This window comes from Actinomadura montaniterrae, from assembly GCF_008923365.1.
GTDB classification, from domain to species: domain Bacteria; phylum Actinomycetota; class Actinomycetes; order Streptosporangiales; family Streptosporangiaceae; genus Spirillospora; species Spirillospora montaniterrae.
This window is the reverse complement of sequence record NZ_WBMR01000265.1, coordinates 1-11,936: the sequence shown is the minus strand read 5'-3', so window position 1 is coordinate 11,936 and position 11,936 is coordinate 1. Positions and strand designations below refer to the sequence as shown.

The following is an 11,936-nucleotide window of genomic DNA, read 5'->3' as shown; positions in this document are numbered from 1 at the left end:
GGCCGCCTCAAGCAATGGCGCGGCATCGCCACCCGCTTCGACAAGCTCGCCCGCAACTACAGAGCGGCAATCGTCCTAGTCACAGCACTGCTCTGGATCAACGCATGATCCACTGGACACGACCTAGGCCCGCGGAGTAGCAGCCGGTGCTGGCACAGGCGGTCTCGACCGGGTGAGGGACCGCGCCCGGTCGGTTCTCGTGTCAGTGTCGGAGGCCGTCGATGGTGGCGGGGGCGAGGAGGATTCCGGCTCGGGATGCGCCGTGCATGGTGGTGTCGGCGATGCTGGCGGCGGTGAAGTCGGCGGCGTCGAGGACGGCGTTGACGAAGAGAACGTGGTGGACGGTGGCGTTGCGGAACCGGGCGCGGGTGAAGTCACCGCGGGACAACACGGCCCACTGAAGGTCGGCCTCGTCCAGGAGGGCGCCGGTGAAGTCGGCGCCGACTGTGGTGATCTTGTTGAGCCGGGCGCCGGTGAGATCGGCTCCGGACAGGTCGGCGTGGTCGAGTTCGGCGCCGAACAGGTCCACGCCGCGCACGTCGCGCCCGGCCAGCGGGGCGCCCTGCAGGTCGGTGTAGTTTCCGTCGCTGGCGGGATAGCGGGCGTCGGTCCAGTCGTCGCCCCGTTCGGCGGCGCGGATGACGTCCTCGAGGTTGGCGGCCTGTTCGGGGTCGGACCAGCGGGCGCGGGCGGCGTCGCGTTCGCGTGCCAGGGCCGACAACGCCTCGCCATGCCGAGGTGAGGTCGCCTGCCAGGTCGTCGCGGGGTGGCTGTTCCGCATGCCGGTGGTGACGGCTGCGTCGAAGGCGGCCGGATCGGTGAGGTTGCCGGTCCAGATGCCGCCGGTGAGATCCGCGCCGGTCAGGTCGGCGCCGCTGAGGTCGCAGGTGAGGACGGTCGTTCGGACGGCACGCAACCCCGACGCGCGGCATGCCGTAAGGCGCGCGTCGGACAGCCGGCTCGCCGACAGGTCGGCGTCGACGAGCACGGCCCCGGACAGGTCGGTGTGGCGTGCGCTGACGTCGAGCAGTGCCGCCCCGGTGAGGTCGGCTCCGGACAGGTCGGCGAAGTCCAGAACGGCCCTGGTCAGGTCGATGCCGGTGAGGTCGCGGCCGGCCAGCGGCGCGCCGCCGAGGTCGGTCTCCAGCTCGAACGGCGGCCGCTCGCCCAGGGCCGCCGCCCAGTCGCCACCGGTCAGCGCCTCCTCGAGCGCCTCCTCCAACCGCGCGGCCATGAGGGGCTCGGCCCAGCGCTCCATGCGCCACACCGTCGCGGCCGCGTTGATGGACAGCATTCGCCGATTCTCCTACGCGCCGGGCGGCCAGTGGTGCATGGGCGCACTCGGCGGGTAGCCGATGCCGTGCAGGAAGCCGTTGACGTTGTGGAACAGCTTGTTGGCGTGTTCGTGCTGGTCGAACAGGTTGGTGAGCGCCTCGTGGGTGAGGTCGTCGGGCAGCCTGCGTTCGAGCCGGGAGATCTCACGGTCCAGTGCGGGGATGATGTTGTTCTGCAGCGCGTTGCGGGCCTGCTGGAGGTCGTGGATGTGGCTGTACGGAACGTTCGTGACCGGTTTGCGCGCCACCACCACGCCCTGGGACTCGAGTCTCGCGGCCTTGAAGTGGTTGTGGTCGGTCTGGCGGTTGATCTTGCCGAGCGGATCGTCGGCGACGTTCTCCAGCTTGTTCATCGCCTGCTTCGCCTCCTGGCTCAGCCCGCTGTAGTCGGGGGCGAGCCCGAAGGGGGTCGGCCCATCGCCAGGGGTTGGGCACGTAGGCGTGCGGGTTGGGACCTCCCGCCAGGCCGATGGGATCGGCGCTGATGTAGCGAGCCGTCTCCGGGTCGTAGTAGCGGTGATAGTTGTAGTGGAAGCCGGATTCGTCGTCGTAATACTGGCCTGGGAAGCGCAGCGGGCATGGCACGCCGTCGCCCGGCGGGCAGCGCGGCGTGCTCGCCGCCCCCGCCCATCGCCCCGGCCGGGGATCGCGAATCACCGCCGTATGCGACACCGAGCTCGCCCGGCTGCCGGAGAGCGCCCGGCGGCTCGGCGCGGACGACGCCGTCCTCGTCACCGACCACCGCCGTCTCCTGGAACGCGACGACGTCGACGCCGTGCTCATCGCCACCCCCGACGACACGCACGCCGCGATCGCCATCGACGCCCTGCACGCGGGCAAGGCCGTCTACCTGGAGAAACCCCTCGCCGTCACCATCGACGACTGCGACGAGGTGCTCCGCGTCGCCGCGAAGACCGGGACGCGCCTGTACCTCGGCCACAACATGCGGCACATGGGCGTCGTCCGGCTGATGCGCGACATCATCCGGCGCGGCGACATCGGCGAACCCAAGACGGTGTGGGTGCGGCACTTCGTGGGACGCGGCGGCCAGTACTACTTCAAGGACTGGCACGCCGAACGCCGCCGCACGACCGGGCTGCTCCTGCAGAAGGCCGCCCACGACATCGACGTCGTCCACTGGCTGGCGGGCGGGTACACCGAGCGCGTGAACGCCCTCGGCGACCTCATGGTCTACGGCTCGCTGCCCCGTCGCCACGCCGACGAACCCCCCTCCGAGGGCTGGCTAACCGCTTCGCCCTGGCCACCGGCCAACTCCACCGGGTTCCACCACCACATCGATGTCGAAGACGTCTCCGTCATGAACATGCGATTGGACAACGGCGTCATCGCCGCCTACCAGCAATGCCATTTCAGCCCCGACTACTGGCGCAACTACACCGTCATCGGCACTCACGGACGTCTGGAGAACTTCGGCGACGAGGAGGGCGCCGTCGTCAAGGTGTGGAACAGCCGCCAGTCCGGCTATCGGCACGACCCCGACATCACCTACACCGTCCCACCGGCCACGGGAGAGCATGGCGGAGCCGACGGCGCCGTCATCGAGGAGTTCCTCCGTTTCGCGCGCGACGGCGGCCCCACCGACACCTCACCCGTCGCCGCCCGAATGAGCGTCGCCACCGCCTACCTGGCCACCCTCTCCCTCCGCGACAACGGCACCCCCCAAACCGTCCCCCACCTGGCCCCCGACCTGACCGCCTACTTCACCAACCACCAAACCCCACCAACTAGCAGCAGCCAAAGTGCGCCAATGCGCGGATAGGAAAGGATTTCTTGGAGGGGCGAACTTTTGCGGGCTTCTAGACATCCTGATGCGCGGGGCGGGCTACTGGTTCGGGAGAAAGCGGGTCGGATTGATCACGTGGCGGGGGGGCAACTTCGCGGGGGCGGGGCCGCATCTCATCCGGCACAGCGCGACCACGGAGGTTGCGCACCGGGAAGAGGAGCGGCGGCCCATGCGGAAGATCGTGATCAGCGGAGTTGTGGCGGCACTGGCGCTCGGGCTGACGGCGTGCGGCGGCAACGGCGACGGCAAGACCGCGGCGGCGGCGCCCTCTTCGCCCGCCGGGTCCCCGGCGGCGCCGAGCGAGACCTCGACGCCGGGCGGGACGTCCACGTCCACGCCGTCCACGCCGGGCGGTGCCTCGACGCCGCAGGGGTCGGGAAACCAGGGTGCCCCCGTCGTCCGGCACACGCCGGCCGCGCCGCAGGGCGGGCAGCAGATCACCACCAAGTGGGGACGGCTGCGCTACCTGGCTCCGGGCAAGTTCCTCGTCGGGAACGTCGCCTTCTTCACCGCGGACGACACCGTCCTGTACGTCGCCGGCGGTACCTGCCCCGACGGCTCCCCCACCCCGTCCGACGTCATGAAGTGCTCGCTCGACGGGTTCGAGCAGTGGGTGAAGGCCGCGCCGCACAACGCCAGCGTCCGCTTCTCCGGCCAGGCCGCCACCACCATCACCGAGACCCAGTAGGCGCGTGGCACGGCGTCGGGTCAGGAGAGCAGGAGGGGGACCCAGACGCCGATGTTGCCGAGGACCACGGTGATCATGGAGTACTGCAGGAACGAGTGCTTGCGCCAGACGATCCTGGAGAGGGCGACGAGCTGGGTGCTGAGGACGAGGCGGTTGCGCCGGCCGACGCCGTGTTCGAGGGCGGCGACGAGTTCGGCCGGGTCCCAGCGGCGCAGGTGGCCGAAGTAGACGTAGTTGCGCCGCCAGTTCCTGCGCGCCTCCATGCGGTTGAGCTGGGGGAAGACGGCGGCTCCGGCCAGCACGATGGCGCCGACCAGGAGGGCGACGCCCACACCGAAGGCCCAGGTCTCCAGGCCGGACAGGTGCCGCAGCCGCTTTCCCGACTGCGCGAAGACGACGATCATGCCGAGGATCGCCGTTTCCAGGGTGAGGACGACGGAGGCCTTGGCGTCCACTTTCGCGGTCCAGTCGTGCAGGGCCTGGTGGACGCGCCAGGCGTAGGTCTCGAAGGTCTCGTCACCGGGCTCGGACTGCCGGCCGGAATGGTTCGAGGTCTGCGTCATCGTCCCCCCACTGGTCGCCGGCTCCTTCTTTTGGACGACGTGGGGCGAACCGTGAGATCCGGTGGAACGGGAGTATGTCTCGCGGGTAACGGATGCCGCTGTGCGTGCGGCTAAAGGCGGAGGGCGCCTTTTGCGAGGTCGTGGGCGGTGAGGAGGGTGGTCAGGGCCAGGGCCGCCAGGGCGGGGGTGGCGGTGAGGGTCGCGGTTTGTGCTGCGGCGGCGGCCAGGCCGGTGCCGGTGAGGGCCAGGGCGGCGGTCAGGCGACGGGTGGAGGGGAGTGCGGCGGTGCGGGCGGCGCGGGCGATGAGGGTGCAGAGGCGGTAGGCGGTGAAGGCGAGCGTGGCCCAGTAGTAGGCGAACAGGGCGGCGGCGACGGGCGCGGGCGGGTGTTGCAGGGTGCCGGTCCGGGCGATGAGGAGCATCGCCAGGACGGCAAGGGCGGGGGCCGTCAGGGTGCGGACGGTCTCCAGGGCCAGGCGGCGGAGCGCTGACCAGTGCAGGGGCGGGAGCGGGGCGGCGAGGGCGGCGCCGAGCAGGACCGGGACGAGCCACACGCTGGTCGCGGGGTGGTTCGTGTCGGCGGTCAGGGTGGTCGACGGCGAGACGGCGCGCAGCAGCAGGGTCGACAGGGCGAGGACGGCGAAGAGGGCGACGGCGACGGTGCGGCGCGTCTGGCCGGTGCGGGGCTCGGGCCAGTCGGTGGGGTGGAGCCAGAGGCGGGCGGCGCCGGCGAGGGTGTCGGGCCAGGCGCGGAGGCCGGCGTCGCGGAGCGCGTCGTCGATCTCGGTGCCCCACCGCTCGCGGACGGGCGGCGGGTAGAGGGCGGAGGCCTTCATGCCGGGCCCAGGGCGCGGAGGCCGGCCTGGGAGACGCGGGCCATCTGCTCCAGTTCGGCGCGGAGGGTCGCGCGGCCGGCGTCGGTGATGCGCATGGTGCGGTGCCGTCCCTCGGACGCGTCGTCCGAGGGACGGATCAGCTCGCGGGCCTCGAGGCGGGACAGCGCGCCGTAGAGGCTGCCGGGGCCGAGCTTGCGGCCGGTGAGCTCCTCGATCGCGGTGTTGATGGCGTAGCCGTGCAGGGGGCCCTCGGCGAGGACGGTCAGGACGAGCATCTGGGCGTCGTTGCTGTGCACGCCCCCGAGTGTAGTACGAGACGCGATGCTACTTGCCGCGTAGTACGAGACGCGTACTATGACGGCCATGGAACGAACGGAACGGCCGCGCGCCGTGCCGGCGGGCCTCGCCCTGGCCTGCCTGTTCGAGGCGCTGACGGTCGTCGAGACGCAGGACGGGGGCGTCCGGGCGGCGAGCCCGTGGCAGGACGATCCCTACGACGTGGCCGTGTCGCTGGCCCAGTTCGCGGTGCCGATGCTCGCCGCGGTGATCGCGCTGCGGCTGCTCGCGTGGCGGGAGCCGGGCGGGCCGGACCGGGAGCGCCAGACGGTCCGGGCGGCGGGGGCGATGACCGCGCTGGTCGGGCTGACGCTGGCGTTCGAGTGGGCCGCCATCGGCGTGGTGCGGCGGTCGTGGACCGGATGGACGTGGGTCCTGGCCGGTGGGCTGGCCGTGACCTCGGTGTGCGCGGTGGTCGTGGCGGTGATGCTGGCGCGGTGCCGGGGGACGCGGGGACGGTGGCGGCATGACTGGCTCGGGGACGTCCTGCTGGTCGCGGCCCGGACGCCCGTGGTGCGGCGATGGGCCGCACCGGAGGCCGCCGACTGGGTGCGGCGGCACGCGCTGGGTGTGTTCGCGCTGGCCAGCGGCCTCGCCGCGGTCGGGATCGTCGGCGCGATGGCCGTCGGCGAACGCTGGACCAATCCGGGGCTCATCGCCTGGGCGCTCGCGGTCGAGTTCACGTCCAACCTGGCGTTCTGCCTGATCGGCAACGCGGTCGCCGGGTTCGTCGCGCGTCCGGAACGGCCGTGGACGCGGCGGGCCGGCGAGGCGTCGGCCGTGGCGGGGTGCGTCGCGGTCCAGCTCGCGGTGGCGTTCCGCGACGCGCTCTGGCCGGGGACGGTGACGTCGGTCGCGGACCTGGCCGTCCTCACGCTCGGCGCCGGGGCGGCCGTCACGGCCGTCGCCGGGGTCCTGCTCATGACGAAGGGGAGGCAATGGCAGCGGTGATCAGTGCGAGCGGGCTGTCGAAGCGGTACGGGCGGCGGCAGGCCGTCGGCGGGCTCGGCTTCGCGGTCGGGTCCGGGCAGGTCTGCGCGCTGCTCGGGCCGAACGGGGCGGGGAAGACCTCGACGATCCGGATGCTGGTGGGGCTGTCCCGGCCGGACGAGGGCGAAGCGCGGATCCTCGGCGAGCCGGTCGGGCTCGGGGCCCCGGTGCTGCGGCGCGTCGGGGTGCTCATCGATGGTCCGGCGTTCGTCCCGCACCTGTCCGGGATGGCGAACCTGAAGCTGCTGTGGACAGCCACGGGCCGGGCGTGGCCGCCGCCCGCGCTGGACGACGCGCTCGACCTGGCGGGCCTCGGCGCGGCGGCGAACCGGAAGGTGAAGGGCTACTCGATGGGGATGAAGCAGCGGCTGATGCTGGCGCAGGCGCTGATGCGCGCGCCGGACGTGCTGATCCTGGACGAGCCGGCGAACGGCCTGGACCCGGCGGAGGTGCGGGCGCTGCGGGAGCGGCTCGGGCGACTCGCTCAAGAGGGAGCGGCGGTGCTGGTGTCGAGCCATCAGCTGGCGGAGGTGCAGCAGCTCGCGACGCATGCCGTGGTGATGAACCGGGGGCGGCTCGTCGCGTCGGGCCCGCTGGACGAGCTGCTCGGCGGCGGCGACGCCTTCCGCGTCGAGGTGGACGACACCCGGCGGGCGGCGGCCGTGCTGCGGGAGGCGCGGAGCGTCGCGTCGGTCGCGGTGCGCGACGGCCATCTCGTCGTGACCGCACCCGGGACGCCCCCCGCGGAGTTCGTGGAGGCGCTGGTCACGGCGGGTGTCGGCGTCATGTCGGTGACCCGGGACGGCCGGTCGCTGGAAGAGGCGTTCCTGACCATGACCGAAGGGGAGGGCGAGCATGCTGCGCGTTGAACTGAGGACGCAGCTGCTGCGGATCCGCACGCTCGTCGCCCTGGCGTGCCTGGCCGCCGTGCCGGTCATCGCCGGGCTCGCGACCGCGTCGCACGCCGGGCACCGCAACGGAAGCCAGGGAGGGCTGTTCGGCGCGTCGTCGTTCTCCGCGCTCAACCACGCGATGGCGAGCCTGGAGTTCATCGGCCCGCTGCTGCTGCCGGTCGTGGTGGCGCTGCTCGCGAGCGCGATCGGCTCGTCCGACCGGGACTGGGGGACGCTGCGCTACCTGTACGTCGCGCCGGTCGGCCGGGCACGGCTGCTGGCGGGCAAGCTCGGCGCCGTCGCGGTCGTCACCGCCGCCGCGACCCTGTTCGTCCTGGTCGGCGGCGTCGGCGTCGGGCTGGCGCTGTTCGGCTGGCATCCGTTCCACATCATCGGCGCGCCCGATCTGTCCACGGGCGAGGCGATCGGGCGCGTCGGCGCGGCGTCCGGCTACACGCTGCTGTGCATGCTCAGCATCGCCGGGATCGCGTTCGCGCTCGGGCTGCTGCTGCCGCGCGGCGCGGAGGCGCTCGGCGCGTCCGTCGGGTTCGTGGTCGTGGCGAGCATCCTGAACGGGTCGCCGGTGCTGCGCGCCGTCCAGGCGGTCCTGCCGGTGCACTACTGGCAGGACTGGACGCACCTGTTCGACGCCGGCGGGACGGCCCACCTCGGAACCGGAATCGTCTGCCAGCTCGCCACGACCGCCGTCGCCGCCGGAGTGTCCGTGCTGATCCTGCTGCGGCGCGACCCGGCGGCCTAGCGGACATGCGCGGCGACGAAGTCCTCCCACGTGAGGGTGCCCTTGTCTGCGTCGTCCAGCGAGAGGTTCGCGGCGTCGCGGTAGGCGCGGCCCGCCTTGCCGGGCACGCGGACGGGCATCATCGGCCGGTGCTTGCCCGCCGCGTCGAGGTAGCCGCGGACGAGCTCGCCGATCCGGTACACCTTCGGGCCGGCCAGGTCGGGCACGCGCCCGGCGGGCTCGCCGAGCGCCAGCTCCACCAGCCGCGCGGCGACCTCGCGCGAGTCGACCGGCTGGAAGCGGACGCCGCCCGGCGCCGGGACGACCGGCAGCTTCGCCATCTTCCGCGCCATGGTGAACACCAGGTCGTGGAACTGGGCGGCGCGCAAGATCGTCCACGGCACGCCCGACTCCATCAGCGCCTCCTCCGCGCGCAGCTGCGTGCGCAGGTAGCCGATCGGGACGCGGTCCGCGCCGATCACCGAGATCAGCACAAAGTGCCGGACGCCCGCGCGGGCGGCGGCGCGGACGAGGTTCCGGGTCGCCACGTCGTCGCCCTTCGCGCCGCCCGCGAGGTGCAGGACGGTTTCGACGCCCTCCACCGCCGCGTCGACGCCCTCGTCCTTGAGCAGGTCACCGGTCACGTACCCGACGCCGGGGGCGTCCTCGTGCGGGCGGCGGCTGAGCACCCGGACGTCGCGTCCGGCGTCCCGCAGCAGGGGCAGGACGTGCCCGCCGAGAGTGCCGGTACCGCCGGTGAGCAGGATCTGCGCGCCCATGTCGTCCTCCTAGGCCGTTCTCATTGCGATCGACCACCTAGACGGGAGGCACGGCGCGGAACGTGACATGCCGCGCAGGGTGACCTGGGCCATGAAGGAAGGGAGCGCAGGGGCTAGCGAGTCGGGGGCCTCGCTAGCCCCTGCTGGGGAAATGGCGGTGGGGGTACCGGTAATGGCGATCGTCGCGGCGGTCCACGCTGACGGCGGCGGTCGGACGGTCCGCGCGGCAGGTGACGGTCATCGTGACGAACCGGCTGGACGACTGGAACCGGACGAAGACGGCTCCAGGGGGCGTGCGGTTGCTGTCGCCGACGCTGAAGTTCTGCGCGGGCGTCCAGGAGACGAGGAACGCGGCGCCGCCGTCGCAGCGGGCGACGATGTCCCCGGCCTCGGAGGCGAGGTTGGTGATGGCGGTGGTGACCTGGCGGGTGACGGTGACGGTCGGCGCGGGCCGGGGCTTGTCGCGCGGCAGCGGCGCGGACGGCGCGGGCGACGGTTCCGGCGGCGTGGGCGGGACGGCGAGCGCGGCGTCGACCTCGTCCGGCGTCATCGGCTTGACACCGCGTTCGGTGATGCCGGTGCCGACGGCGGAGATCGCGGCCATCCCGGCGCCGACTCCGAGCACGGCGGCCGCCGACCACACCATGGCGGCGAGCGCGCTGTGCTTGGACATGCGCGAACTGTCCCATATCGATGACTAAGGTTCGGTTAAGCCGCCCTTAAGGCGTCTATAGGGCCTTTATCGGCCGCTTTCCCGGTCTAGCGTGGCGCCGTGGCGCAACTGTTGCTGGTGGAAGACGACGCCGAGGTGCGCAGCAGGCTCGTCCGCGCGCTGGGCGAGCGCGGGCACGCGGTCGCGTCGGCGCCCACGGGCATGGACGGCATCCGGCGGGCGGTGAGCGCCCGGCCGGACCTGGTGATCCTCGATCTCGGGCTGCCCGACCTGGACGGCGGCGAGGTGCTGCGGATGCTGCGCGCGGTCAGCTCCGTCCCGGTGATCGTGGCGACGGCCCGCGACGACGAGCGGGAGATCGAGCGGATCCTGAACGCGGGCGCGGACGACTACCTGGTGAAGCCGTTCGGGGCGGGCCAGCTGGACGCGCGGGTCCGGGCGGTGCTGCGCCGGGCGGAGGACCCGGGCGCGGCGGCCCGGGAGGTGCGGGTGGGCGGGCTGCGGATGAACGCGGCGGCGCGGGAGGCGGCGCTCGACGGGCGGCCGCTGGAGCTGTCGCCGAAGGAGTTCGACCTGCTGTTCTACCTGGCGTCGCGGCCGGGGCAGGTGGTGTCGAAGCGGGAGCTGCTCACCGAGGTGTGGCACGTGCCGCTCGGCGGGGCGAACAAGACGATCGACGTGCACGTGGCGTGGCTGCGGCGCAAGCTCGGCGAGTCGGCGTCGCGGCCGCGGTACCTGCGGTCGGTGCGCGGCTCCGGCATCAAGATCGTCGATCCGTCGTGAGGCGGCACATCACGCTGCTGGTGGCGTCGACGGTGGTGCTGGTGCTGGTGGCGTTCCTCGTTCCGCTGTCGCTGCTGGTGCGGGACGTGGCGCGGACGCGGACGCTCGCGGCGGCGAACGTGCGGGCGCAGGCGCTGGCGCCGGTGGTGGCGGCGGGCGACCGGGCGACGGTCGAGGTGGCGCTGCAGCAGACGGCGTCGAGCGGCTATCCGATGACGGTGCTGTGGCCGGACGGGCGGTTCAGCGGCGCGCCCGCCGACCGGGACGCGGGGGTGCGGCTGGCGGAGCGGGGCCGGAGCCTGACCGTGGACACGCCGGGCGGCCGGGAGATCCTGGTGGCGGTGCTCGGCGGCCGCGGCGGGACGGCGGTGATCCGCGCGTTCGTCACGGACCGGCAGATGTTCGCGGGCGTCGGACGGGCGTGGGCGATCCTGGCGGGGCTGGCGGCGGGCCTGCTGGCGGTGAGCGTGCTGGTCGCGGACCGGCTGGCGCGGTCGCTGGTGCGGCGGATCACGAAGCTGGCGGCGCTGGCGAAGGGCATCTCCACCGGGGACCTGGAGGCGCGCATCGAGCCGGGCGGCCCGCCGGAGATCCGCGACGTGACGGTGGGGCTGAACGAGCTGGCGGGCCAGATCGACGCGCTGCTGTCCCGGGAGCGGGAGCAGGCCGCGGACCTGTCGCACCGGCTCCGCACGCCGCTGACGGTGCTGCGGCTGGAGGCGGAGACGCTACGGGACCCGGCGGAGGCGGGCCGGATCGGCGAGCAGGTCGACGTGCTGGAGCGGACCGTCACCGAGCTGATCAACACGACGCGGCGGCCGGTGCGCGCGGAGGCGCCGTGCACCGACGCGACGGCGGTCGTGGCGGAGCGGGTGCGGTTCTGGTCGGTGCTCGCCGACGAGCAGGACCGGCGGATGGACATGCGGATCCCGTCCGGCCCGCTGCTGGTCCGTGTGCGCGCGGAGGACCTGTCGGCGTGCCTGGACGCGCTGCTCGGGAACGTCTTCGCGCACACGCCGGAGGGCGGCGCGATGGGCGTGGCACTGGAGGCCCGCAGCGGCGCGGTGTACCTGACGGTGGACGACGCGGGCCCCGGGTTCGGCGGGCGGCATCTGCTGCGGCGCGGGGTCAGCACCGCCTCGTCGACGGGCCTCGGGCTGGACATCGTGCGGCGGACGGCGGAGGCGAGCCACGGCAGCCTCCAGCTCGGCGAATCCCCGGCCGGGGGCGCGCGGGTGATGGTCCGTTTCGGCGTCCCGCCGCGCGACGGCGCCCCGTCCTGACGGCACGCGGCCTTGGCCATTACGCGCCTTAGCCGACTCTTAACCCGTCCGAAGCGCCGCCTTATCGGGTGAGCCGCGACGCTGGCGGCGTGATGTCCCCTCCGCGGTCCGGCGGCGGATCCGTCCTGCCGCTGGCGAACCGCATCGTGCGGCTGGGCGGCGCCGGCGCGGGCGCCGTCCTGCTCGTGCTGTGCGCCGTGGTCGCGCAGGCGACGCGCGCGCCGGCGGGCCGTCC

Annotated in this window: 14 protein-coding genes and 1 pseudogene; 7 read left to right on the top strand and 8 right to left on the bottom strand. The window is 73.2% G+C overall.

Annotation, left to right across the window (positions count from 1 at the left end; genetic code table 11):
* Positions 1 to 202 precede the first annotated feature (202 nt).
* From F9B16_RS44460 to F9B16_RS54295, 3 genes and pseudogenes are all read right to left on the bottom strand, one after another.
* Positions 203 to 1,294, bottom strand: coding sequence for a pentapeptide repeat-containing protein (locus F9B16_RS44460; protein WP_151546301.1), 1,092 nt, complete (start codon positions 1,292 to 1,294; stop codon positions 203 to 205).
* 12 nt (positions 1,295 to 1,306) lie between these two features.
* Complete coding sequence (locus F9B16_RS44455) at positions 1,307 to 1,711, bottom strand: polymorphic toxin type 28 domain-containing protein (protein ID WP_225992492.1); 405 nt, start codon at positions 1,709 to 1,711, stop codon at positions 1,307 to 1,309.
* Positions 1,712 to 1,751: 40 nt separating this feature from the next.
* A pseudogene (locus F9B16_RS54295) lies at positions 1,752 to 1,919 on the bottom strand (RHS repeat-associated core domain-containing protein); the annotation flags it as partial.
* A gap of 25 nt (positions 1,920 to 1,944) precedes the next feature.
* Between F9B16_RS54295 and F9B16_RS44445 the strand changes: the two are divergent.
* Both F9B16_RS44445 and F9B16_RS44440 read left to right on the top strand, forming a co-directional pair.
* On the top strand, positions 1,945 to 3,114 hold the full coding sequence (locus tag F9B16_RS44445; protein WP_151546298.1) for a Gfo/Idh/MocA family protein: 1,170 nt from the start codon (positions 1,945 to 1,947) through the stop codon (positions 3,112 to 3,114).
* 193 nt (positions 3,115 to 3,307) lie between these two features.
* The gene (locus F9B16_RS44440) at positions 3,308 to 3,826 is read left to right on the top strand and encodes a hypothetical protein (RefSeq protein ID WP_151546297.1); all 519 of its coding nucleotides are present in this window, start codon (positions 3,308 to 3,310) and stop codon (positions 3,824 to 3,826) included.
* 20 nt (positions 3,827 to 3,846) lie between these two features.
* Here the strand turns inward: F9B16_RS44440 and F9B16_RS44435 are convergent, their stop codons facing one another.
* The 3 genes from F9B16_RS44435 to F9B16_RS44425 all read right to left on the bottom strand — a co-directional run bounded on the left by F9B16_RS44435 (position 3,847) and on the right by F9B16_RS44425 (position 5,521).
* Positions 3,847 to 4,389, bottom strand: a complete 543-nt coding sequence (locus F9B16_RS44435; protein ID WP_151546296.1) for a Pycsar system effector family protein — start codon at positions 4,387 to 4,389, stop codon at positions 3,847 to 3,849.
* Between the two features lie 110 nt (positions 4,390 to 4,499).
* Positions 4,500 to 5,225, bottom strand: a complete 726-nt coding sequence (locus F9B16_RS44430) for a hypothetical protein (protein WP_151546295.1) — start codon at positions 5,223 to 5,225, stop codon at positions 4,500 to 4,502.
* Positions 5,222 to 5,521, bottom strand: coding sequence for a PadR family transcriptional regulator (locus F9B16_RS44425; protein ID WP_151546294.1), 300 nt, complete (start codon positions 5,519 to 5,521; stop codon positions 5,222 to 5,224). The genes F9B16_RS44430 and F9B16_RS44425 overlap by 4 nt, the downstream gene beginning before the upstream one ends.
* Positions 5,522 to 5,588: 67 nt before the next feature.
* Between F9B16_RS44425 and F9B16_RS51775 the strand changes: the two genes are divergently transcribed.
* The 3 genes from F9B16_RS51775 to F9B16_RS44410 are packed head-to-tail and all read left to right on the top strand — an operon-like array spanning position 5,589 to position 8,204.
* Positions 5,589 to 6,512, top strand: coding sequence for a hypothetical protein (locus tag F9B16_RS51775; protein ID WP_192809298.1), 924 nt, complete (start codon positions 5,589 to 5,591; stop codon positions 6,510 to 6,512).
* A complete protein-coding gene (locus F9B16_RS44415) occupies positions 6,500 to 7,420 on the top strand; it encodes an ABC transporter ATP-binding protein (RefSeq protein WP_151546293.1) in 921 nt (306 codons plus the stop codon). Before F9B16_RS51775 ends, F9B16_RS44415 begins: the two co-directional genes overlap by 13 nt.
* Positions 7,407 to 8,204, top strand: coding sequence for an ABC transporter permease subunit (locus F9B16_RS44410; protein ID WP_151546292.1), 798 nt, complete (start codon positions 7,407 to 7,409; stop codon positions 8,202 to 8,204). The genes F9B16_RS44415 and F9B16_RS44410 overlap by 14 nt, the downstream gene beginning before the upstream one ends.
* Here the strand turns inward: F9B16_RS44410 and F9B16_RS44405 are convergent.
* Together F9B16_RS44405 and F9B16_RS44400 are read right to left on the bottom strand one after the other, a co-directional pair.
* A complete protein-coding gene (locus F9B16_RS44405) occupies positions 8,201 to 8,962 on the bottom strand; it encodes an SDR family oxidoreductase (RefSeq protein WP_151546291.1) in 762 nt (253 codons plus the stop codon). The two genes, F9B16_RS44410 and F9B16_RS44405, sit on opposite strands and share 4 nt — an antisense overlap.
* 133 nt (positions 8,963 to 9,095) lie before the next feature.
* Positions 9,096 to 9,635: a hypothetical protein gene (locus F9B16_RS44400; RefSeq protein ID WP_151546290.1), complete on the bottom strand. Its 540-nt coding sequence runs from the start codon at positions 9,633 to 9,635 to the stop codon at positions 9,096 to 9,098.
* A gap of 99 nt (positions 9,636 to 9,734) precedes the next feature.
* Here F9B16_RS44400 and F9B16_RS44395 point away from each other — a divergent pair, with 99 nt between their 5' ends.
* Together F9B16_RS44395 and F9B16_RS44390 are read left to right on the top strand one after the other, a co-directional pair.
* Entirely contained in the window at positions 9,735 to 10,418 is a 684-nt protein-coding gene (locus F9B16_RS44395; RefSeq protein WP_151546289.1) for a response regulator transcription factor, read from the top strand.
* On the top strand, positions 10,415 to 11,701 hold the full coding sequence (locus F9B16_RS44390; RefSeq protein ID WP_151546288.1) for a sensor histidine kinase: 1,287 nt from the start codon (positions 10,415 to 10,417) through the stop codon (positions 11,699 to 11,701). Before F9B16_RS44395 ends, F9B16_RS44390 begins: the two co-directional genes overlap by 4 nt.
* The last annotated feature ends 235 nt before the right edge of the window (positions 11,702 to 11,936 follow it).

Coding starts and splice junctions, on each gene's coding strand:
- F9B16_RS44460 (WP_151546301.1), bottom strand. CDS start 1,294: ATGCTGTCCATCAACGCGGCCGCGACGGTGTGGCGCATGGAGCGCTGG.
- F9B16_RS44440 (WP_151546297.1), top strand. CDS start 3,308: ATGCGGAAGATCGTGATCAGCGGAGTTGTGGCGGCACTGGCGCTCGGG.
- F9B16_RS44435 (WP_151546296.1), bottom strand. CDS start 4,389: ATGACGCAGACCTCGAACCATTCCGGCCGGCAGTCCGAGCCCGGTGAC.
- F9B16_RS44430 (WP_151546295.1), bottom strand. CDS start 5,225: ATGAAGGCCTCCGCCCTCTACCCGCCGCCCGTCCGCGAGCGGTGGGGC.
- F9B16_RS51775 (WP_192809298.1), top strand. CDS start 5,589: ATGGAACGAACGGAACGGCCGCGCGCCGTGCCGGCGGGCCTCGCCCTG.
- F9B16_RS44415 (WP_151546293.1), top strand. CDS start 6,500: ATGGCAGCGGTGATCAGTGCGAGCGGGCTGTCGAAGCGGTACGGGCGG.
- F9B16_RS44410 (WP_151546292.1), top strand. CDS start 7,407: ATGCTGCGCGTTGAACTGAGGACGCAGCTGCTGCGGATCCGCACGCTC.
- F9B16_RS44405 (WP_151546291.1), bottom strand. CDS start 8,962: ATGGGCGCGCAGATCCTGCTCACCGGCGGTACCGGCACTCTCGGCGGG.
- F9B16_RS44400 (WP_151546290.1), bottom strand. CDS start 9,635: ATGTCCAAGCACAGCGCGCTCGCCGCCATGGTGTGGTCGGCGGCCGCC.